The sequence below is a fragment of the Rhodococcus kronopolitis genome, from assembly GCF_042654025.1.
GTDB classification, from domain to species: domain Bacteria; phylum Actinomycetota; class Actinomycetes; order Mycobacteriales; family Mycobacteriaceae; genus Rhodococcus_G; species Rhodococcus_G kronopolitis.
The window spans coordinates 82,338-104,243 of the sequence record NZ_JBHSFO010000005.1 but is presented as its reverse complement, the minus strand read 5'-3'; the positions used below and the strand labels follow the sequence as shown (position 1 = coordinate 104,243).

Genomic DNA, 21,906 nt, shown 5'->3' with positions numbered 1-21,906 from the left:
CAACGGCACCGGTCAGCTGGCGGAAACGAGCCCGTGGGCGTGGGGTCGACACGACCGCGGGCGGACCGTGTCGAGAGCCCCCCCGAAATGGGGGTTGCGACTACCGTGTGACAGGTCGTCTACACCTGCGGAGGAACGCCTCATGAGCATCCAGTCGGCGGACACGCCCCGCCATCGCGTCGTGGTCATCGGGTCCGGATTCGGTGGACTGTTCGGCGCCCAGGCGCTCAAGCGGGCCGATGTCGAGGTCACGATCGTCGCCCGCACCACGCACCACCTCTTCCAGCCGCTGCTCTACCAGGTGGCCACCGGGATCCTGTCGGTCGGCGACATCGCCCCGGCCACCCGCCTGGTGCTGCGCAAGCAACGCAACGCGCACGTGCTGCTCGGCGACGTCGAGACGATCGACCTGGAGGCGAAGACCGTCACCTCGCGGCTGCTCGACCGCACCACGGTCACCGAGTACGACAGCCTGATCGTCGCGGCAGGCGCCGGGCAGTCGTACTTCGGCAACGACCACTTCGCCAAGTTCGCACCCGGCATGAAGACCATCGACGACGCCCTCGAGCTGCGCGGCCGCATCCTGGGTGCGTTCGAGCAGGCCGAGCTCTCGCAGGACCCGGAGGAGGTGGCCCGGCTGCTCACCTTCGTCGTCGTGGGCGCCGGTCCCACCGGCGTGGAGCTGGCCGGTCAGATCGCCGAACTCGCCCACCGCACCCTCAAGGGCGCGTTCCGCAGCATCGACCCCGGCAGCGCCCGGGTGATCCTGCTCGACGGCGCGCCGGTGGTGCTGCCGGTGTACGGCGGCAAGCTCAGCGCGAACGCGGCCGCCCGGCTCGAGAAGATGGGCGTGGAGATCCAGCCGAACGCCATGGTCACCGGCGTCGACGCGGAGGGCCTGGTGGTCAAGGACAAGGACGGCTCGGAGCGGCGCATCGAGTCGCAGTGCAAGGTGTGGTCGGCCGGCGTGCAGGCCAGCCCGCTTGGCAAGCAGCTGGGCGAGCAGTCCGGCGCCGAGGTGGACCGCGCCGGACGCGTCCACGTGCTGCCGGACCTCACCCTGCCCGGCCATCCCGAGGTGTTCGTCGTCGGCGACATGATGGCCCTGGACGGCCTGCCCGGTCTGGCCCAGGTCGCCATGCAGGGCGGCAAGTACTCCGCCAAGCAGATCAAGGCGAACCTCGCCGGGGACGACCCGGCGACCCGGCAGCCGTTCAAGTACTTCGACAAGGGCTCGATGGCGACGATCTCGCGGTTCAGCGCGGTGGCCAAGGTGGGCAAGCTCGAGATCACCGGCTTCATCGGCTGGGTCGCCTGGCTCGGCATCCACCTGATGTACCTGGTCGGGTTCCGCAGCAAGTTCTCCACCATGTTGTCGTGGGCGGTGACCTTCCTCGGCCGCGGGCGCGCGCAGATGGCCTCGACCGAGCAGCAGGTCTTCGCCCGCGTCGCGATCGAGGACCTGCAGGACTACGAGCGGGCGAGGCACGCGGGGTTGATCGGGGACCCGTCGGTGGTGTTCACGGGCGAGGAACGCGCGGGATAGTCCGCCCCGGAACGAGCACGGCCGTGAGTCGATCCGGCCGAACCCGCACCCCGTCGCCCGAGTTGGTGATGCTGGGTGCGGGTTTCGTCTCGGCGCTGCTGGCGGCGCAGTTCCGAGCCGGGACATGGCTCGTCAGTTCGATATTCGTGTGCATCTTCGCCGCGGTCGCCGCCGGCTTCACCCGGCTCCTGTCGCGGCGCGGACTCGGAGTCCAGATCACCTCCGTCGCATTGGGGTTGGCGGCAGCCGGGTTCGGGTACTTCTGGTGGTTGCGCCACGGGAACGAACCGGAGGTCTTCTCCCCCATGCTCGTCGGCTACCTCGGCGGGGGCCTCGCGTTGTCCGGCACCATCACTGCCGCGCTCCGCATGCGGAGGGCAGCCAGCGAGCGCGGCAGTCGGGGTTGATCGGCGACCCCACGGTGGTGCCGACGGGCGACGAACGCGCGAGACCGTCCGGCACCAGATCCAGCAGCAACCGGACAGCTACAAGAGAATCCGGACCCCCTCGTCGCGCATCGACACGCCCTCCGGTGCACTGCCCGGTACGTCGCCTCCATAGACTCACTGTCATGGATCACAAAAGCGCGGTGATGGTCACCCCGGCACCATGGTTCCTGGTCACACCGCCTGAGTGCGATGGCGTGACCGTCGAACGGGACCGGGTCACCGCCATGATCGACGATTCCGTGACCAGACACCGAATTACGGCGATCAGCGCTCCTGCCGGTTCCGGCAAGACCGTTGCGCTCAGCCACTGGGCGCGCACCCGTCCGGCCGCGACATCGGTGGCCTGGCTGTCGCTGACGCGGTTCGACATCAGTGCACGACACATCCTCTGCGGTGTTCTGACCGCGCTGGGACAGCTCACAGCAAACTCCGGGCCTCGTTGGGACGAAGCATCCGTTGTCGCGGACGCCAAGTCGCCCTCGATCGACGACGCGCACCGCGCGTTGCTCGATGCGTGCAACGCGTTTGCCGAACCGGTCACCCTCGTCGTGGACGATGTCCACTGGCCGGAGCAGGCACTGGCGGAGTCGGTTCTCGCGACCCTGATCGACGTCGGACCGCCGACACTGCGGATCGTACTGGCCGGGAGGGTGATTCCTGCGGCGGTTCTCAGCAGGGCGCTCGTGTCCGGGCAGGTGAGCATCATCGAGGCTTCGGATTTCGCTTTCACCGAGTCCGAAATTCGCCAGGCAGCTGCCGCTCTGGATCGCGAGGTCTCGCCGACCGCGGCGGAGGACCTACGGCGGAGCACGGACGGATGGGCCTCCGCGGTCCGGCTGTCGCTGATGGCACCTCCGCATTCGGTGGGGCAGGAAGTGGCCGTACCGCGGCTACGGGTTGACTCCGATCCGCTCCTCACGGACTACATCGAGACCCAGATCGTGGACCAACTGCCTACGGCCCTGGCGTCCTTCGTCCTCGCCACGACCTGTGCCACGGACATCGATGCGGCACTGGCGGCCGCAGTCAGCGGCAGAGACGACAGCGCCGCACTACTCGACGAATGCGTGCGCCGAGGACTGTTTCTCGACCGCCTGATCCCAGAGCCCGGAGCCGGGGTGGGGTACCGATGGCATTCGGTGTTCGCCCGCCACTGCAGGGTGATCCTGGCGCGCCGAGATCACGAACAGGCACACAGCGTCGAGCGACTCGCGGCAAACGAGCTGTCCGGACGCAACCCGCTGGAGGCGGTGGACCACGCACTGCGTGGTGACGATCCCGCGATGGCCGTTCGCATCATCGGCGAGCAGTGGCTGTCACTGGTGTTGCAGTCTCGCGCCGACCTGCTCGACCGTGCGTGCCGCGACCTTCCCGAGCCGTGGTCCGGACACGCCCAGATACTCCACATTCGCGCGTGCTGCCAGGACGTACTCGGCGACCGGACCGCGGCGGCACTGCTGACGGGCCGCGCGAACACGGCGACGGACGACTCCGGCGCCTCGGTGACACTGGTTTTGGCATTGGCGACACTGATGGTCGCCGATGCGCACGCCACGCTGCTACAGGCATGCGACCAGGTGCACTCCGCTCTGGGATCGGCGCGGGACGTGCCCCCCTCCCTCTACGCGTCCGCCCTGTTCATGCTGGGCTGGACGGAGATGCGCCTGCGCCGTGATCCCGCTCGCGCAGCGCAGTTGCTGCGGTCCGCGATGACCGAATGCGAGGCTGCCGGGCAACATTTCCTCGCCCGGAACTGCGGCGTCAATCTTGCCTTCGCGTTGGCGTTCCGGGGCGATTTCACCGCCGCCCGCGGGTCCCTCGACGAGTTGACGTCGCCGGCCGGGCATGAGTCACAACAGTGGCAGACCTACGACGGCGGTATTGAGATGTTCGCCGCCGGGTTCATCGACTACTGGCAGGCCAACCTGGCGGACGCACTGACAACGCTCCGGGCAGTCGTGGCCGCGCCCACCACCTCGGCCAGCTATCGCGCGCTGGCACGCGTGTACCTCGCTCTGGTGGCGGCGTCGACGGGGCGACTCTCCCTGTTGAGTGAGGCAGAGGCCGAGGCGGCGCGGATCCCCGACACCCCGGAGCATGGGATGCCCTGGCCGACGTACAAGCTTCTCGCGCGCGCCAAGCTTGCCGAAGCACGTGGCGACCACGCGACGGCACTCGCGATGGCCCGCCTGATCGGGCAGGCCTCCCATGTCCCGGTCGCGACGGCGCTGGTGGCCGAGCTGTACCGGAGACTGGGTCAGCCGGACCAGGCGCGTGCGCTGCTCCGGACGCTTCCCGCCGCGGTCCCGCAGTACACCCGGGTGAGTTCGCTCGTCACGGAGGCCGCGCTGCGATGGGATGGCGGCAACCGCGGCGACGCGCACCGTCTGCTCGAGGCCGCGCTCGACCTCGCCGAACCGGAAGGGGTGGCGCGGCCGTTCTCCTCCTCCGACTCGACGCTCCACCGACTGCTTGTCGCCCATGCGACCGCAGGCACCCGGCACGGCGATTTCCTGGCCGCACGGATCGCGGGCGGGGACGACTGGCGGGACCTCGACACCGGCCCGACGCTGACCAAACGCGAACGCGAGATCCTGACCTACCTGCGCACCCCTCTGACAGGTCCCGAGATCGCGAAGACGCTGAATCTCTCGATCAACACCGTCAAATCGCACCAACGCACGATCTATCGCAAGCTTGGCGTGGACAGTCGCCGGGAGGCAATGCGGATCGCGCTGTGATCGCATGGGCTGCCCAATGTCGTGCAAAGTTGTCGTGAGCATTTCGCGGGTGCACCGCCCGTTGCCGGGTGACTCGAAACAAGCCACCCGACAACGGCAGAGACGCGAACGCCCAACGCCACCGCTGACAGTGACTAGTCGGTGTAGGCGATGTGAACGCGCCCGATCGAACCGTTGAACGGGAACGGCGCACGGTCGCGGTAGTCCAGGGACACCGGCGAGCCGAGGGACCGCCCGATGTCGAGTCCGTCGTTGGCGGAGAACCCGATGCCGGCCAACAGCGGGACCGTGCCGACGCCGACTGTTTCACCGTCGACGGCAAGTTCGATATCGAGTCCGGAGTCCGGTGCGGGGCTTTGCCGAACCGTCCTGACAGTGATCTTGGCCGGTCCTGCGGCCAGAATCCGGTCGGAGGTGATCTTGGTACGGTTGATCATGAACAGGTTGTACTCGTAACGGAGCACGCCCTCGTCGAGGAACAGCGTCAGCCCGCCCGACCCCTGACCGAGTTTGTAGAGCACACCCGATGCACGTTCGGGTAGCTCTGCCTCGATGGTCACCATGTTGGACCGGTTGCCGAGAGTCGGTGCGCTGCTTTCCGGGACGCGGAGGGTGGAAGCGAACATCTCCCACTCGCGATAGGGCGACTGCGGACGGTCCTCGGGGTGCAACACCATGACCCACAGTCCACCGCCGACGGGGAGCGCATCGTTCTTCGCCGACTCGACCAGGAACAGGTCTTGGAGCTGCCGGAGCTTGTCGGGATGCTGTTCGACCAGGTCGTGTGCCTGGGACCAGTCCTCGTCCAGGTTGTAGAGCTCCCACACGTCCTCGTCGGGAGTCCACTTCTGGATTCCCGGCGGGAGTCCGGGCATCCACGGCAGGCGCGGGCCGCGCGCGCTCGCCATCCAGCCGTCGTGGTAGATCGCCCGGCTGCCCATGATCTCGAAGTACTGGGTTCGCAGTCGTCCCACGGCGTCGGGGTCGTCGATGGCGTAGGCGAAGCTGGTGCCGTCCATCGGCTTCTGCGTCACCCCGTTGACCTGTGTGGGCGGGGTGATGCCCAGGATCTCCAGCACGGTCGGCGCGATGTCGTTGCAGTGGTGGAACTGCGTTCTCGGCCTGTCGTCGGGCTTGATTCGCTCGGGCCAGCGAATGGCCATCGGGTTCCTGGTGCCGCCCAGATGCGACGGCAGCAGTTTCATGCCCTTGTACGGAGCGGATCCGGCCCACGCCCACCCGGCGTGGTACATGTTGTCGGTCAGCGGGCTGCCGAGCACGTCGAGCCCGCCCAACTCCTCGAGCACATCGATGTGCTGCCGCGTGGTACTGGGAATCCCGTTCTGCGCCAACAGTTCACTGACCGTGCCGCCCTGACCTTCCGCGGACGAGCCGTTGTCACCCCAGATGTAGAACACGAGGGTGTTGTCGCCGTACCCGAGGTCCTCGACCTCGTCGAGGAGCCGCCCGACCTGGTGGTCGACGTGGTCGGCGTAGCCGGCCGCCACCTCCATCAGTCGGCGCTGGAACGGCTTCTCGTCGTCGGGGATGTCGTCCCATGCGGCCAGGGCCTCGTCGCGCTCGGTAAGAACGGTGCCCTCCGGGATCCATCCCTTCTCGATCGCGCGCCGGTGTGCCCGTTCGCGGTAGGCGTCCCAGCCGTCGTCGAACTTTCCGGAGTACTTGTCCGCCCATTCCTTCGGTACGTGGTGCGGGCCGTGGATGGCGCCGCTGGCCCAGTACATGAAGAACGGTGAATCCTGCCGTAGGGTCTTGTGCCTCTGCAGCCAGGTGATCGCGTCGTCAGCCAGGTCTTCCGAGAGGTGGTAGCCCTCCTCCGCGGTTTTCGGAGGTAGCACGCTGGTCGTGTTGCGCACCAGGTTCGGCTCGTACTGGGATGCCTCTCCGGCCAGGAATCCGTAGAAGTATTCGAAGCCGAGTCCGGTCGGCCAGTTCTCGAACGGGCCCGCCGCCGACGTCTCGTTCGGCGGCGTGTTGTGCCACTTGCCGAAGGCGCTCGTCGCATAGCCGTAGTGCTTCAAGGTTTCCGGCAGAGTCGAGGCCTCGCGGGGAATGCGGCCGGAGTATCCGTCCCAGTCGTTCGCGAACTCGGCGATCTGCCCGGCGCCGACGCGATGGTGGTTGCGGCCGGTCAACAGCGAGGCTCGTGTCGGTGAGCACATCGCGGTGGTGTGAAATCGGTTGAATCCGATGCCCTGCCCGTACACCCGGTCCAGCGTCGGGGTGCTGATCTCACCGCCGAACGTCGACGGCAGGGCCGGGCCGGCATCGTCGATCAGGACTATCAGGATGTTCGGGGCATCAGCAGGGAGGCGGGGTTCGACCGGTGCCCGTGAATAGGTGGACTGTTGCATCGTGATGCCGGCGACGCTGCCGCTCGGAGTCTGGGGGAAGGGCAACACGGGCGCTGGTGGCAGCGGCTGTGTGGCAGTCACGCTGCGAGTGGAGGGCATCGGCATTTCACTCCTGTCAGGACCTTCGGAATCGGTGAGCTACACCGACACTGTGGACCACCTGCCGACCGTCCACATCACACCAACGGGATGAGTTCTGCGCCGGAAGTCGTCCGCACCCTCGACAACGACGTCGCGCCACTGGACAGCGCGGCGGAGCGGAACCGAAAATGCCGTTCCGGGGACCACCGGCACCGCCGCGTTCCGAGCCGTGACGCAGGCAAGCCGCCTCCGACCTCAGATGCCGGTCAATCCGGGTCCTGAGATTTCCCGGTCCCGTGATGCGATGTTCAGGCGAGAGCGAGTCCCACTTCAGGATGTGCGCCGCGGCCCCGCACGCCTGCATCGGTGGGCGTGGCCGGCTCCCACGGAGGCCGGAACCGGCTCGCTGTACGGGCTGTTCTGCCCGAACACATCGACGCCGGTCCCTCAGCGCGCGTACCGTTGCACCACAGCAGGGTCGGGCCAGGTCCCACGCGGAGGTCACGCCATGCGCGCCACCGGAATTCGTCGTTCGGTCCTTGCCGGAGCCGTCGCGTCCGCAGCCGTCCTGGCCCTACCTCCTGTCTCGGCCGCCGCGGCAACCGCGAACACGAATCCGGCGACGAGCACGTTGTTCCAGGTCCCGGTGAGGTACGTCGCGGGATGCGGGTTGGCCGTGTGGACCTGCGTGCCGCAACTGACGACGGTGACGCCGACAGCAGCACCGAACGCACCCGGCGAGGTGACCTTCGCGACGGAGCCCCCACCGCCCGGGGTGTGGTGCCTCGACGTGTCGGTGCGGTGGCTGAACCTGACCTCGGGCGCCGCCGGCACCACCGTGCTCCGGCGCGTGACACCCGACCACAGTCGGCCCGTCGCGCCCGAGGACTGGTGCCGCTACGCCTCCGCCACGGCAGCCACCGGCAGCGGCACGGTCACCGCGACCGCCACCGTCGACATGCCCGGCGGCTACCTGATCACGATCACCCCGGGCGTCGGAGTGTTCCCGGTCCCCTAGTCCATGCCACCCGGCACCCGTTCGGGCGTGCACGCGTTTCACCCGGCTCCGAATCGGGTACGCCGGAAACATGAGCATTCGAGACATGCTGGGCCGCGCCGAAACCGTGTCCGCCCTCGACACCGTCGGCGACGCCATGCAGACCCGCATCCTGCGTGGGCTAGCCGACCGACCGGTGGCCGGCATCCTCCGCGGCACCTGGCTCGGACATCCCGTGCACCCGATGACGGTCACCGTCCCGCTCGACGCCTGGACGAGTTCACTCGTACTGGACCTCGTGTTCCGCGATCACGTCGCGGCGCGCAGGATGATCGGCTTCAGCCTGCTCACCGTGCCACCCGCCCTCGCGACTGTCCCTCATCGTCGCTCATTCACTCCGGTCAATCGGTTGCGACCTGTCCTGCATGAACAAGGGCATCAGCGGCTGGGTCGTCGTCCCGCGGGAGGCTCGCCGGAGGCGGTCGCCACCATTTCTCGACAGCGGCGGTGGCGGCCCCTTCTTTTGTCGCGCCGGGTGCCGCCGCTCCTCGAGATCACCGCGCCGCAGTGGGTGCTCCCAGACGAAGTTCATCTCCTTCACGCGCCGGGGCCGCTTGCCGCACCCGCCGTGCCCTCGTCGGTCTCGGGCAGGTGAAGCGGCGATCCGGCGGACCTCGTTCCAGGTCGCCGTCAGGCCGTGCGCGAGACCTTGACCGCCGTGCCGTAGGCGCAGATCTCGGTCCATGTCGAGCCGAGCTCGGACGTGTCGAACCGGAAAGCAAGCACCGCGTTGGCACCCTTGGCGGCGGCCTCCTCGACCAGCCGCTCCTGCGCGTCCTGGCGGCCCTCGGCGAGCATCTTGGTCATGCCCTTGAGCTCGCCACCGACGATGGACTTCAGCGACGCGCCGATCTGCGAGCCGATGTGGCGGGAGCGGACGGTGAGCCCGAACACTTCGCCTAGCACCTCGTCGACGGCGTAGCCGGGCAGGTCATTCATGGTGCTAATCAACATCGGCCGAGCATACGCAGCGACTTCTCCCGGCGCGCTTCGCCCCGGAAGGGTCGGAAGATACACCGTCACCGTGCCAGTAACGGATGGATGTATTGATTGATTCAGGGGTGTTCACCAATGACGGAGGGTGGTGGGCTGCATGCGGATTGGACAGGTCTACCGGTCTGTAATCGCGCTTGAGGACGACTCCGGATCACACAAATCTGGATGAGTTCCAAGTCTTGTGGGTATCGGAAATACTGACCTAAGAGGCGCTATCAGCAGGCGCGTTGCCAGGCGACCTCACGCCCTGTGGGTACGAGAAGTCGCCGAGCTGTCGTGCTGTGCGGTGACCTGCGTCAGGGGACGACCACGTCCGCGGAAACCGGAATGCTCGGGTGGTCGGTTCGCATGGTGAGCCGAACCCGTCCCGGGCCCGTACCCACATGCATGAGCATCGGTTGGGAGCTGGTGTTGCCGGCGGGTATGGGCCGACTCGCTGTGCCGCTGTGACCGGTGTCGAGGTTCTGCCAATCGATGATCGCAGTGACGTCGCAGGCCAGGGTGGTCGATCCCCAGTTGCCCAGCGGTGAGAAGCCCTGCGAGATTCGCAGTTCGACGGAATGTACAGCCCCTCGGCCCTCGGAGTAGTCCCACAGGGGGCCGTCGAACGCAGTCCCGGAGACGCTCATCAATCCGGCGCAGATGCCGTTTCCCAGAGTCAACACCCGGTTGTATCCGAGTTCTGCCTGGGCGCACGATCGTGGTTCTGTGTTGCTGGTTCCGAGCTGACAAGGGCCGGTTGCCTCGGTGGCACCAGCTGCCCCTGGCGCGGCAACGAACATTGCAGCGCTGATGAGTCCGGTTAGTGCGGCCGAAGCAGACTTGTGTGAAGTTGGCATGTCCTGAGTATCAGGGATTTCCTTGGGTGTCTGGGTGAGTTGAGTCCGCCGGTTCGCTACCGGTTGGTGCCGAGCGCACCGACAGAAACACCTCTTTTTGGCTGCGAACTGGGACGATGACATGTCCCCTTCCGTGTTCGATCGTCCTGGGACGTCGGGCGTGTCTCTGTCCGCGATCCTGATCTAGAGGCCGCGCACCAACTGGCCCGGAGAACGGCCGCACTGTCCACCAGCAGCCGTCGGCGTCCTGGCACAGCACGCTGTCCGTCCAGCCTGTCACGGGGGGCGACCCCCGGCCCGAATCGCGCAGGCAGGGCCGTGGTCTCAGCGTGGGCCGCGGTACTGCGCTCCGCCGGACAACTTCAGTCCGGCCACCACAGCCGCAGCAGCCTGCAGGGCACTGTTGATCGCGATCTCGCCGCGCATCCCGGGAGCCGCGACCATGTCGCCGGCGAGGTACACCCCCGAGCCGCGATCGATCGCGGGTCGATCGCGCCAGGTCTCGCCGGGCAGGTCTATGGCGCCAGTCCGTCCTTTGGCCGTCGCGGTCCGTTGCCAGGTGACGCGGTCGCGCCAGTCGGGAACCGAGAGATCGGCGAAGTGGAACAGGCGGGTGCGGGCCTTGTCGATCGATTCGTCTGCGCGTACCGGCATGTCGATCTGGAACAGGGACTCGCCACGCGGTGCAACCGATCTGTCCTGCATCGAGTAGCACTCGTGGAAACCTCCCTCGTCGAGGTCCGCGACGGTGAACAGGTCGCCCCGCCTGTCGCGGACGGCGAGGTCGAGCATCACGCAGTGGCCGCTCTGCCAGTGCAGCGACGAGTCGCCGAGGAGGGCGCGAGCGGAGGCCAACTCGGTCGCAACGATCGTCGGCATCGAGGGGAGCGTGTCGATACGGGAGCCGAGTTCGATCCGGACCCCGAGGTTGCGAGCATGGTCCGCCATGCGGTTGGTGACTGTCTGCCAACCGCCGGTCACGTAGCGCACCCCCGGGACTTTCGGGCCGTAGATCCTGCGGAACAGATTCCAGACGAACGCGGCCGACAGCCTGCCGGTGTCCGCGTCGTAGGTGGCGACACCGACCGAGTTGGCCATGGCGGTCGCGGCTGTGTGTCCGAAATGCTGTGTGGCCCATGAATGAAAATCTTTGTCGATGGGCGCGGTGGTCCATGGCATGAGCTGGGCTCGCAGCATTCCCGCCGGTGGAATCCGGCGGAACGCGTCGCCGTGTCGAAATCCGAGGAGGCCGAGGGCGCGGAGCGGCGGCAGGCACAGGTTGTCGACGAAATGGTGTCGGTCGAGCCAGCGCCAGTGCGGGCCGTCTGCGTAGAAGACATGTGCGCCGTCGTGGGCCAGGTATGGGCCCGTCGTCGCGCGAGCCCTGCCGCCGAGCGTCGCATGCGCCTCGTGCAGGGTGACCAGCGCTCCCGCCTCCGCGCAGGCGATCGCAGCAGTGAGCCCGGCCAGTCCCCCGCCGATCACAGATACGGAATCAGTCATGACCTCGACGCTATGGAGTGGCTCTCGATTACTCCAATGCATTGTTCAGCTTGTTTCGATGTGTTTAGGCTATGGATGTGACGTTGACCCAGCTGGCATGCTTTCTCGCCGTCGCGCGTACCGGGCATTTCACAAAGGCGGCCCGCGAGGTCCACCTGGCCCAGCCGTCGTTGAGCCGGCAGATCCTCGCGCTGGAGAAGAGCCTGGGCGCCAACCTGTTTCACCGCGCCCGCGGGAACATTGCGCTGACCGCGGCAGGTGAGGCGCTGCTGCCCCTTGCGACGAGAATGCTCGCGGACGAGGAACTCGCGCACCGGGAGGTCGCCGAGTTGACCGGGTTGCGGCGCGGCCGGGTTCGCTTCGGCGCGCCGCCGAGCCTGTGCGTCAGTCTCGTCGCGGACCTCCTCGGACGCTATCTCGCCGCGTATCCGGGGATCGAGCTGCACCTGACGGAGTGCGGCTCCCATGGTCTGGTCGATGCGTTGACGGGGGGCTCGCTCGACGCTGCGCTGATCGTCTCGAACGAGGATCGCGGCGAGTCGTCGCTCGAGGTCACGCCGCTGCTCCGAGAGGACCTCGTCGTGGTGTCCGCGGCCGCCGGAGAGCCACTCACGCGGCGTCGAACACTTTCCCTGGCAGAGCTTGCAGACCACCCCTTGGTGATGTTCCACCGAGGATACGACCTGCGTGCCGCCACCGACGCCGCGTTCCGGCAGGCAGGGTTGGTGCCACGGATCGTCGTCGAGGGAGCCGAGATGGACGCGGTTTTGCGGTTTGTCGAGTGCGGGCTCGGTGTTGCGGTGGTCCCCTCGCTCGTCGTGTTCCACAAACCCGGACTGCGCGCGGTGCGGCTGGATGAGCCCCAGCTCTACCGCACCATCTCGCTTGCGAAGCGGGCCGATGTTGCGCCGACCCGCGCCGCTCGCGCGATGCAGGAGATGTTGTTGTCAGTCGTCGACGAGATGAGCTTCGGCGATCTTCAGGGTCTCGCCCGGTGGTGACCCGCGTTCCTTGGTTCGCGCGCAGTCCCGACTGAATCGTGCAGGCCGGGCGCCGCGGCCTCGAGATGTATGCAGACTCGACGGTGCATCGGGAGTCGGCGTGCAGTCGGACAACGGACAAGCGTGAACAACTCACATAAGACGTCCAGGAGGCCTCGACGATTGCCGGTCGGGATCGAGAACTGAGCAAGGGCCAGCCAGCCGCCCGTCGTCCTGTCAACTGCACCTTCGACAGTCCATCAATCGGTCGTTGATCGGACGCGAATCGCATTGGGCGACTGAGGGAGCGCGAGCTAGGTACGGACTAACCCGGAGAGCCGGGCGACGCCTATCGACGTACCTCCCGCCCCGCGACGTCCAATCGGGGGTGGTTCACCAATGACGGAGCGTGGTGGGCTGCATACGGATTGGATAGGCCCACCGGTCGGTAGTCGCACTTGAGGAGGGCTTCAGATCACACAGATCTGGACGCGTTCCTGGGTGCAACTGGTGGGTGTCTGCTGTTGATTCGGTTCTTCAGCTGTGATGCTTGACGAGAAACTCCACGACTCGGGAAACGACATGCTGAGCATGTGTCACCACGCCACCATGCCCAGCTTCGGGGATCACGCAGAGCTCAGCGCCTGGAATTTGGTCCACGGCCGACTGCGCTTGGGCTGGCCCGAGGAGCGGGTCGAACTCGAACGCGACCGCCAGGACCGGTACCTCGATGTGTTGGAGTCGATCCATGCGCTCCGCATCTCGGAGCCAGGCATGGGATGCACGTGCTTGAGCTACCTCGCCGTCACTCGATGTCCACTGGTCGCTCTGGTAGGCGCACATGCTCACCCATTGGTCGACAAGTGGGTCTGCTGTGGCCAGGGCCGTCGGCGGCAGTGCGGTGAGAAGGGTTTGCATCGTCATCACTTCGGCAGGTAGCGCGCCGAGGCGATCTATCAGTGCAGCTTCACAGTTCACGACTGAGTGAAGCAGGGGTGTCGTCGGTCCGGGACCTGCGATGAGGACTCCGGCTGAGAACATGTTCGGGCATGTCGACAGGAGGTGTTCGATGGTGAAGCTGCCGAGGGAGTAGCCGACCAGCGCCGGCGGCTGATCGAGTGCCAGTGTGTCGATGAGGGATATGAGGTCCTCGGCGAGGTCCGCGACGGTGCACTGGGGTGACGGAGCGTCGCTGGGGACAACGCCTCGAGACGCGTATCCGATGACATCAAAACCATTGTCGGCAAGGGCGGCTGTCAGCCCGGAAACCTCCCAGGCGATGGGAGGCATCCCCGTCCCGCCGACCAGGATGACTGGCGGCCCTTCGCCGCGGCGTTCCACCCCGAGCTGGATTCGTCCGGTATCGATCAGTTCCATGCTCGGAATTCAATCACCGAAGCTCGATATGCCATGGGGAACAGTCGCCGGAATCGGCTCCGCGTCGGTGTCGTTGCCGTAGTTCGGGGCCCGGCGGAGGCGGGTGGGTGGACCGAGGGTTCAGGGCTCCAAACCGGCCGAACTTGCCGGATCCATAGCGGTTCAGGCCCTGTCGGCCAGAATTTGGGCCAGATCGTCCGGGACCTGCATCGGTGTAGTCAGCCCGGCGGCGGTGCGGCCGGTGTTGCCCTCTGGGAATCGGCCGAGTGCGGAGCCTGGTGCAGCGACGATGACCCTCACTATCCGCCCGAGGGCCTTGCGGCGGTCGCGCTGACGCAAAGCGAGGGCGAGCATGGCGAAGTGGTTGCGGGTGTGCAGCCACGGGTACGGCTGAGAGAGGATGTGCGCGCGCTCGAGATGCTCCCAGCGCCCCGAATCTGAGTTGTGGGTGTCGGCCGCGGCCATTTCTGCGGTATAGGCGGATCGGATGTCCGCGGGCATCGAGGTCACGGCAATCGCGCCGGCCTCGTGCACCGGCGTGCCCGCGTCGGCAGCGGTCCGTACGTCGGTGACCCGTCACCTTTGCTCTGGTTGGCGGGCTTCTCCCGATTCGGGGTGGGTTCGTCGTGCCCGCAACCGCACACGTCACTCATCCCGTCACCTCTGCGTATGTGTCGGTGCCGTAGTTCGGGCACAACGCGACCGCCGATCCCGTTGCCGCGAGCAGGGTCTCGGCCGCGGACAACAGGTCGAGCAGTTCCGGCGGCGCCAGCGAGTAGAACACCTGCCGTCCCTCTGGTCGCCCCTGCACCAATCCACAATCACGCAGGCACGCCACGTGCGCGGACACCGTGGACTGTGCCAATCCGAGCTCGTTGACCAGGTCCGCCACCCGTGCCTCGCCATCGGCCAGTCGGCGCACGATCGCCAGTCGGGTTCCGTCGGAAAGGCTGTGGAACAACGCCACCGCCGCATCCAGATTCGAGCCGGTGCCCGCGGCCAGGCACTTGTCGCTATCAATCGCCATATGGCGATGATAGCGTGTTTGGTAGATGTATCGCCATCTGGCGATGACACCCGCCAAGCCGGTTCAACGGGGTGAGGTGGGTGCGGGCAGCAACAGGGGGAGATTCAAATGATGGACACAGCGCGATATGCCGGTTTCCTTCCGGAAAGCTACCGATCGGCTAGCAGCGAACCGGAGTCGACGTGGTGGCAGTGGCGCGGTCGCCAAGTCCACATCGCGCGTGCTAGTCGCCCCGATGCCCCCGTCCGTGTCATGGGAATTCACGGCGCCGGTGGCCACGCAATGGCTCTCTGGCCCTTTGCATCCCTCGCCGCGGACGAAGGCGTCGATATCCTGTTCCCCGACATGCCGATCTACGGACTCACCGTCGAACCTCGGCCAGCGCAGGTTCGTTACCGAGATTGGATTGACCTGCTCTGCGACTTGGTCGATGCCGAGCGGGCCAACGACCCACGTCCGCTGGTGCTTTTCGGGGCGAGTATGGGCGGGATGATGGCGTACGAGGTCGCTGCTCGCACAGGACAAGTCGCTGCAGTGCTGGCGACCTGCCTGCTCGACACCGCCGATCCTGAAGCCCGGGCGGCCGCAGCCCGATGGAGTCTCGCGGGCAAGGCTGCACCCACACTCCTGCCGCCTGTTGCGCGGGTTGCCGGCAATCTGCGACTACCGATCAAGTGGCTCGTACGCATGAACCAGATGAGCAACAACCCCGACCTGTCACGCCTGTGCAGTTCTGACCCGCGAGGAGGTGGGGTCCGGATCCCTCTCGGATTCCTCGCCGACTGGTTCACCTACCCGCACACCGAACCTGAGCAGTTCACCGCCGCCCCGGTCACGCTTCTTCACCCCGCAGCGGACCGATGGACTCCGCCGCAACCCAGTCAGCGGTTCCTTGACCGCATCGCCGCGCCCACACAGTCGGTCCTCCTCGAGAACTGCGGGCACTTCCCGATCGAGGAACCCGGACTGACGCAGCTGGCCACTGCTGCCCGATCTGTGATTGCTGAAGTCGTAGGGCGGAGCTAGCTGGCCCGCGAGGGTCGCTCACTCGGCCTGTACTTCGTGCCGGTGGTGCTGCAGGTACGGTGCGCGGAGTTCGAGCGTCGACTGATCCGGGCTAGCGGGTAATCAACCTGGGAGGGCTCGCCGACCGCTTCGGCTACGTCAGCGGCGCGGCGTGAGCGCGGCCCGCGGCGGGCGGCGGGCGGCGGGCGGGGGGCGGGGACGGACCGGACGTGCGTGTGGGGTCCTGGAATGGAGCGAGGCCGGCCGGGCCTGCTCGGCGACATGGAGGCGTGGATGGTGGACTTGGAGTAAGTACCAGTACGGAACGGGCGGCTGGAGCTGCAACACCTGGATCAGCCCACTCCTACCGTCCGCCCCACATACAGGTGGACACCACGCCGACCCACTCCGACAGCACCACCAATCGCTGCTGGAAACCGTTGGCGAGGACGAGGCAGAGATCGGTCAGCAGTCGGATGCCGCACCGAACTGAGCGGTACGCGGCAACCGGATCAGACTGCGGGGTCCGGCCAGTACGAGGCGCGTAAACTGACACATCCGCAGGGGTTGGGGAAGTCCTGGCTGGAGGTCGCGCCATGCGCGGTATCGCCACTCATCGATCGCTGACCAGTGCCGTGGTGGCCATCGCCGCGCTGACGCTCGCACTCGGTTCACCCGCTGCTGCGAACGCGAACCCGCCGGCACCAACCGCCGTGATGACGGCGTTCCAAGTTCCGGTCACGTACGTCTCTTACTGCAGCAATGCCGGGTTCGTTTGCTGGGTGCCGTACCAAGTGGCCACGGTGACACCAGCCGCGACGAGCAGTACGCCCGGCGTGGTGACTTTCTCGGCCGCGCCCTCGCCGATGGTCAACCCCACCCTGGCCGACTGCATCGATGTCTCGATCAACTGGCGGAACCTGACGACCGGCGCTGCCGACGACGTCGTGATCCAGGCCGTGCCGTGGCGCGGCAGCGGCCCGTATCCCACCCGGCCTGGCGAGTTGTGCCGATACGTCCCCGCGACTGTGACCACGGGCAGCGGCACGGTCGCCGCGACCGCCGACGTCTACGCGTCCGCCCACCCAGCCACTTCCAGCGCCTGGCCTCAAGCGCCGATCACTGTGGGCGTCGGCCTCTTCCAAGTCCCCTAGAAGCGCGGCGCCCACCCACCGAAACGGTGCCCGCGGCCGGTCATCGGGATATATGAGAGGAGAGAGATGGAGAGGATGGAGTACTTGGAGGGGTGTTCACCAATAGCGGTTCGTTCTGGGCTGCATGCGGATTGGATTGACCTACCGGTCGGTAGTCACACTTAAGGAGGACGCCGGATCACACAAGTCTGGAAGAGTTCCAAGTCCTGTCGGTCCGGTGCGTTCGCGTCCGGGATGAGCCAGCTCTCCCGGATAGGGATGCAGGACGGGGTTCCGGGACGCCTGCGCCGCCCTCTGGTCGAGGTTGGGTGTCAGTTTCAGAAGTCGAGTTCACAGATGTCAGAAGTGCTGTGCACGGCCTACCTGTCATCCCCGGTGCTGACGCGAGCGTCTCGTTCGGCGCGTGCGATGGTGATGTTGTTGTAGATCAGGTCCGACTCGAACTCGGCCATCAACCCCAACATCCCGATGAACATCTTCCCCATCGGATCGGTCGGGTCGTACACCTTGCCGTCGATCGACAACGCCACCCCGCGGGCGGCGAGACGTTCGACCGTCGTGTGGAGGTCGCGAGCGGATCGGGAGAGTCGGTCGAGTTTGGTGACACAGAATTCGTCGCCTTCGCGGCGGGCGTTGATCGCGTTCTCGAGTCCGGGCCGGCTCGCCTGGCGGCCGCTCACCCCGTGGTCGATGTACACACGGTCGCGGTCGACGCCGATCTTCTCGAGCAGTCCGATCTGGACGGAGGTGTCCTGCCGGGCGGTGCTGCATCGTGCGTATCCGATTTTCATGACCCTCCGCGCCTGCTGGACTACGGGAAACTGGACAATGACAGTGGACATTCTTAGTGGACGATCGAGCCGGAAAAACCTCGGGGTCAACTGCTCTCAGAGCCCCGTACGCGATCGTCCGGTATGACGATCGTCATACCGGACGATCCCAAAAACGCTCCTACGTGCAGCTGTCTGTTCTTCTCGTCCATTGACATCGTGGGCACCTTGGTACATGTCGAAATCTCCACCGCCGCTGATGCGCTGGTTGACTCGGTCGGGTGAAGTCTCACCGACGATGTTGTGCTTGCCCTGGATGGCACCGCACACGTCGTACGGCTGGCACGCCGTGGCCGTAGCAGTTTCCTCTGACATGAAGGTGTGCACAATCTGGTAGCGGGGATCGTTGGCCGCGTGCTAATTTGGGTCGTCCGTGTTTGACCTGGAGTGCGAGAGAATGGGAGGTGAGTTGATGTTTGCGGTGAAGACCGCTGCGATGCGCAGCGCCCGGACCATCCTCACGTCCCGGGCCCCGGTCTAGACCCGATACCCGTTGCCGGTAACCGTCGCGAGCCGTTCTCGCGAGGGTTGCTTCTGGTGGATGTCGTGTTCGAACGGGGCTCCTTCATCTAAGGGTCTCATCATGGATTCACCTCACCCTTCTTCAACTTCTTTGTCGTCGTCACCAGAGCTATCCGCGCTCGGTTGGGACGAGACGTTCGCAGCGATGTTCGCTGAACACGCCGACGACGGGCTGATACCGGCACGTGTCACGCGGGTCGACCGCGGCCGATGTGACACCCTCACCGCCTCGGGGACGGTGCGCGCCGATAGCAGTGCGCTCCACGGCGTCGGCCGTGAGCACATGGTGTGCACCGGCGACTGGGTCGCGCTCCGCCCAGGACCGCAACCACTGGTGGTGGCGTTGCTGCCTCGCCGTACCGCGATTACTCGCGCGTCCTCGGACCGCACCTCCCATCAACAAGTCCTCGCGGCCAATGTCGACACCGTCGTCATCGCGGTCTCTCTGGCGGCACCGGTCAACGCGGGCCGCATCGAGCGGTTGCTGGCGCTGGCCTTCGACAGCGGCGCCCGGCCGGTCATCGCGTTAACCAAGGCTGATCTGGCCGTGCACCCCGGCGCGGACGAGGCTGTGGTGGCCGCGCTGGCTCCCGGCGTTGACATCCTCACTACCAGCGCCGCTACCGGGGTGGGCCTCGAGCGACTCGCCGCAACCGTAACCGGGACCGCGGTGATGCTGGGTCCGTCCGGGGCCGGCAAGTCGAGTCTGACCAACGCGTTGCTGGGCCGAGAACACATGGACACCAACGACGTTCGCGCCGTCGACGGCAAGGGCCGCCACACTACCGTCCATCGCGAGTTGTTGGTGTTGCCCGCCGGTGGGGTGCTCATCGACACTCCTGGCCTGCGGGGCATCGGCGTTCAGGATGTCGCCGATGGGGTCGGGCAGGTGTTCGCCGAGATAGAGGCCTATGCCCGCAACTGCGCCTTCGGTGACTGCGAACACCGCAGCGAACCCGAGTGCGCGGTGCAGGACGCGGTCGTAACCGGCGAGTTGGACCTGGGACGGCTTGATCGGTACCGCAAACTGATCCGGGAAAGCCAGTGGGCGGCCGCCCGCGGTGACGCCCGCCAGAGCGGCAAACGCAGCAAGACCGTCAAGGCGATCACGCGGGATCTGCGCGCGACCTACCGATTCCGCGACCGTCAGCTTTGACACCGATGTGTCTGCCCGCGCCGCGGGAAACCCGTAGGCCGCGCCAGACGCCACCACCCGGAACCGGGCGCAGGCGCTGGACACCTTGGATCACAACATCATTCATCATAGGAAGACAACAATCATGAACTCTCGTACCGACTGGACCACTCGCGCCGAGACCGACACCGATATCGTCGCGATCCGCGAAATTCTCCTCGCCGCGTTCGACACCGCCGAGGAGGCCGACCTCGTCGACGCACTACGCCGGGACCCCGCCTGGATCGACGCACTGTCGCTGGTCACTCTCGACGACGCCGGCGCCCTCGCCGGCTATGTTCTGCTGACCCGCGCACACATCGGTGATACCCCGGCACTGTGCCTGGGACCGTGCGCGGTTCTGCCGCAGTACCAGAAAACCGGCGTCGGATCGTCCGCGATCCGCGCGGCGTTCGAGGCCGCCAAGGCTAGGGGTGAGCGTTTCGTCACCGTCCTCGGACATCCGGAGTACTACCCGCGTTTCGGGTTCACCCGAGCCAGCATCCACGGCGTCACCATGAAGATGTCCGTTCCTGACGACGCGCTGATGATGCTGAGCCTGGGCGCCGAACCCCTGCCCAGTGGCGTCATCCGCTACGCGGGCGCCTTCGGCGACATCTGAACACTCCCGTTCGGCTGCTAACCCGGCGATCCCAGGGGCTCGTCTGCACACCTGCGGACGGGCCCCTGCGGTATGCCGCAGGGGCCCGGTTTCGAGAGACTGCGTCTCGTTCAGAGTGAGCGCACCCGCACCGAAGGATGGTGCTGGCACCTCGCTCCCGGTACAGCTGTCCTCGCTATCCAACCACCCGTAGACGGTGACGGGTACAGGCATTTTCTGGTCGCCGCCGTCGGCGGCGGGTTGACGCTGAAAGTGATCGCCGACGCCGAGACCATGCCCGATATCGGCCGGTACCTGTCCGCAGTCCGCGAAAGCGTCGACAAATTTCGCGACGCCGCAACGAATTCACGAACCCTCGACACGCTAGAGAGAACGTTACTAGCTCCCGTCGCGGCAATTGCACTGTCAAACCCGGCGTTCGGGCTGAGACCGCGGACTGCTGGTCGCCATCTGTAAGTGGCAACATGACCTGCATCTCAACTCGTCCGACAGACAGTCCCTGACATTATCTCAGGCTGAAGTGCTGGTCCATGAACTGAAGGTCGGCGCCACTCAGGTTGCACAAGGAGCCTGCGTTTGACGCAAAGCCCCCAGCGCTCTTCTGCGGGTGCGAGTGTGTGTTTTGACCATCGTCAAACAGGACACGCGTTGTCGCTGGAGAGCAGAGCCCGTATCAGCTGACAGGCCTTCGGAGGCATCGCGTATCCCAGCGGATGATGGCGAGCGCGGGCAAGTATTCGCGTGCGCTGAGTTGGGCGGCGACACGTCGAGCCGAGCGACGGAGGCCATGCGGACAGTCGACCGACGGAAAGCCTGCCCTTTCTCTCCTAGTCGGAGCGAAGGATCTCATCGGTACGCTCGTGGGCATGGGTGGGGACTTGTTACTGCTGATCGTCACCATCGGCCCAATTTCGCTGTTCGGGTGGGCGGCTATTCGGGCGAAGCACCGCGGGCTTGGGGGGTCGTTCGTCGGGCCGTTTCAGGAGATGTTTGATCCCGGCGCAGCGCGAGCACAGATCGTCATCGAGCAGATCGCGGAACTGCCCGATCCTGCGGACTCCGGCGACCCGGACAACGATGACGCTGTGCCGTACACAGTGGTGTACAAGGATGTTCGGCTCTGCATCAACCCTGACAAGGCTCAGCGGCGCGGAGGTGGCGGGACCACCAGCCGAGCGGGGTAAGCGCCCACCTGGCCAACCCCGGCAACGCCTACCCCGACGCACCATTCCTCAAGGACCTATTCCGGGCCTGAAACACCCGCCGACACACCAGGCAACCCTCTTGAACGCCAAAGAACCGCGCGAGAACACCGCCATCTATCGCCGCGAGTCACACCCCGCCCCGGCAGCGGAATCCATGGAATCCGCGGCTCGACCTCGACCACATCACGGTATCGGCCGTCCGCAGCTGCTTCGGGGGCGACATTCGGCCCAGTCTTGATGCGAATCGCGCCGTAGTCGGGTCGGAGGTCCGCTGAATCGGGCCAGCGAGGTCCAGTTGAGGGGAATCGGTCTCGGAAACCCGGCAGCGGGTCCAATTGGTGAACGCAACGGGCGTTGATGGGTGAACACCCTGCGTCGCGGTGGTGCTGATGCTCGCGTCCTACCGTCGCCGCACGACGTCAC

The 21,906-nt window shown here is 66.3% G+C and carries 18 protein-coding genes; 11 read left to right on the top strand and 7 right to left on the bottom strand.

Annotated elements, in window-relative coordinates; genetic code table 11:
* Window positions 1–142: 142 nt before the first annotated feature.
* The 3 genes from ACFO6S_RS11770 (at window position 143) to ACFO6S_RS11760 (ending at window position 4,736) form a co-directional block, all read left to right on the top strand.
* The gene (locus tag ACFO6S_RS11770) at window positions 143–1,546 is read left to right on the top strand and encodes an NAD(P)/FAD-dependent oxidoreductase (protein WP_378417121.1); all 1,404 of its coding nucleotides are present in this window, start codon (window positions 143–145) and stop codon (window positions 1,544–1,546) included.
* Window positions 1,547–1,569: 23 nt separating this feature from the next.
* On the top strand, window positions 1,570–1,953 hold the full coding sequence (locus ACFO6S_RS11765; RefSeq protein WP_378417119.1) for a hypothetical protein: 384 nt from the start codon (window positions 1,570–1,572) through the stop codon (window positions 1,951–1,953).
* A 164-nt stretch (window positions 1,954–2,117) separates the two neighbouring features.
* Complete coding sequence (locus ACFO6S_RS11760; protein ID WP_378417117.1) at window positions 2,118–4,736, top strand: winged helix-turn-helix domain-containing protein; 2,619 nt, start codon at window positions 2,118–2,120, stop codon at window positions 4,734–4,736.
* A 134-nt stretch (window positions 4,737–4,870) separates the two neighbouring features.
* Here the strand turns inward: ACFO6S_RS11760 and ACFO6S_RS11755 are convergent, their stop codons facing one another.
* Window positions 4,871–7,210, bottom strand: a complete 2,340-nt coding sequence (locus tag ACFO6S_RS11755; RefSeq protein ID WP_378417115.1) for an arylsulfatase — start codon at window positions 7,208–7,210, stop codon at window positions 4,871–4,873.
* A gap of 490 nt (window positions 7,211–7,700) precedes the next feature.
* On the opposite strand from ACFO6S_RS11755, the gene ACFO6S_RS11750 reads away from it, so the two are divergent.
* Window positions 7,701–8,210, top strand: a complete 510-nt coding sequence (locus ACFO6S_RS11750; RefSeq protein ID WP_378417114.1) for a hypothetical protein — start codon at window positions 7,701–7,703, stop codon at window positions 8,208–8,210.
* Window positions 8,211–8,280: 70 nt separating this feature from the next.
* Window positions 8,281–8,844, top strand: a complete 564-nt coding sequence (locus tag ACFO6S_RS11745) for a hypothetical protein (protein ID WP_378417112.1) — start codon at window positions 8,281–8,283, stop codon at window positions 8,842–8,844.
* Window positions 8,845–8,879: 35 nt separating this feature from the next.
* On the opposite strand, the gene ACFO6S_RS11740 is transcribed toward ACFO6S_RS11745, so the two are convergent.
* Entirely contained in the window at window positions 8,880–9,203 is a 324-nt protein-coding gene (locus tag ACFO6S_RS11740) for a YbjQ family protein (RefSeq protein ID WP_378417110.1), read from the bottom strand.
* Between the two features lie 1,205 nt (window positions 9,204–10,408).
* Window positions 10,409–11,587, bottom strand: a complete 1,179-nt coding sequence (locus tag ACFO6S_RS11735) for an FAD-dependent oxidoreductase (RefSeq protein ID WP_378417108.1) — start codon at window positions 11,585–11,587, stop codon at window positions 10,409–10,411.
* Between the two features lie 71 nt (window positions 11,588–11,658).
* Here ACFO6S_RS11735 and ACFO6S_RS11730 point away from each other — a divergent pair, with 71 nt between their 5' ends.
* A complete protein-coding gene (locus ACFO6S_RS11730) occupies window positions 11,659–12,588 on the top strand; it encodes a LysR family transcriptional regulator (RefSeq protein WP_378417106.1) in 930 nt (309 codons plus the stop codon).
* A 516-nt stretch (window positions 12,589–13,104) separates the two neighbouring features.
* On the opposite strand, the gene ACFO6S_RS11725 is transcribed toward ACFO6S_RS11730, so the two are convergent.
* The 3 genes from ACFO6S_RS11725 to ACFO6S_RS11715 form a co-directional block, all read right to left on the bottom strand.
* Window positions 13,105–13,944: an alpha/beta fold hydrolase gene (locus ACFO6S_RS11725; protein WP_378417104.1), complete on the bottom strand. Its 840-nt coding sequence runs from the start codon at window positions 13,942–13,944 to the stop codon at window positions 13,105–13,107.
* Between the two features lie 162 nt (window positions 13,945–14,106).
* Window positions 14,107–14,445 (bottom strand): DUF3703 domain-containing protein, encoded by a 339-nt coding sequence (locus ACFO6S_RS11720; RefSeq protein ID WP_378417102.1) that lies wholly within the window; start codon window positions 14,443–14,445, stop codon window positions 14,107–14,109.
* A gap of 148 nt (window positions 14,446–14,593) precedes the next feature.
* A complete protein-coding gene (locus ACFO6S_RS11715; RefSeq protein WP_378417100.1) occupies window positions 14,594–14,971 on the bottom strand; it encodes an ArsR/SmtB family transcription factor in 378 nt (125 codons plus the stop codon).
* A gap of 111 nt (window positions 14,972–15,082) precedes the next feature.
* Here ACFO6S_RS11715 and ACFO6S_RS11710 point away from each other — a divergent pair, with 111 nt between their 5' ends.
* Both ACFO6S_RS11710 and ACFO6S_RS11705 read left to right on the top strand, forming a co-directional pair.
* On the top strand, window positions 15,083–15,997 hold the full coding sequence (locus ACFO6S_RS11710; RefSeq protein ID WP_378417669.1) for an alpha/beta hydrolase: 915 nt from the start codon (window positions 15,083–15,085) through the stop codon (window positions 15,995–15,997).
* A gap of 575 nt (window positions 15,998–16,572) precedes the next feature.
* Window positions 16,573–17,130, top strand: a complete 558-nt coding sequence (locus ACFO6S_RS11705; protein ID WP_378417098.1) for a hypothetical protein — start codon at window positions 16,573–16,575, stop codon at window positions 17,128–17,130.
* A gap of 359 nt (window positions 17,131–17,489) precedes the next feature.
* On the opposite strand, the gene ACFO6S_RS11700 is transcribed toward ACFO6S_RS11705, so the two are convergent.
* Complete coding sequence (locus ACFO6S_RS11700; protein WP_378417096.1) at window positions 17,490–17,921, bottom strand: recombinase family protein; 432 nt, start codon at window positions 17,919–17,921, stop codon at window positions 17,490–17,492.
* A 622-nt stretch (window positions 17,922–18,543) separates the two neighbouring features.
* Between ACFO6S_RS11700 and rsgA the strand changes: the two genes are divergently transcribed.
* From rsgA to ACFO6S_RS11685, 3 genes are all read left to right on the top strand, one after another.
* Window positions 18,544–19,638, top strand: coding sequence for a ribosome small subunit-dependent GTPase A (gene rsgA / locus ACFO6S_RS11695; RefSeq protein ID WP_378417094.1), 1,095 nt, complete (start codon window positions 18,544–18,546; stop codon window positions 19,636–19,638).
* 124 nt (window positions 19,639–19,762) lie between these two features.
* Window positions 19,763–20,278 (top strand): GNAT family N-acetyltransferase, encoded by a 516-nt coding sequence (locus ACFO6S_RS11690; RefSeq protein WP_378417091.1) that lies wholly within the window; start codon window positions 19,763–19,765, stop codon window positions 20,276–20,278.
* Window positions 20,279–21,144: 866 nt separating this feature from the next.
* The gene (locus tag ACFO6S_RS11685; RefSeq protein WP_378417089.1) at window positions 21,145–21,462 is read left to right on the top strand and encodes a hypothetical protein; all 318 of its coding nucleotides are present in this window, start codon (window positions 21,145–21,147) and stop codon (window positions 21,460–21,462) included.
* The last annotated feature ends 444 nt before the right edge of the window (window positions 21,463–21,906 follow it).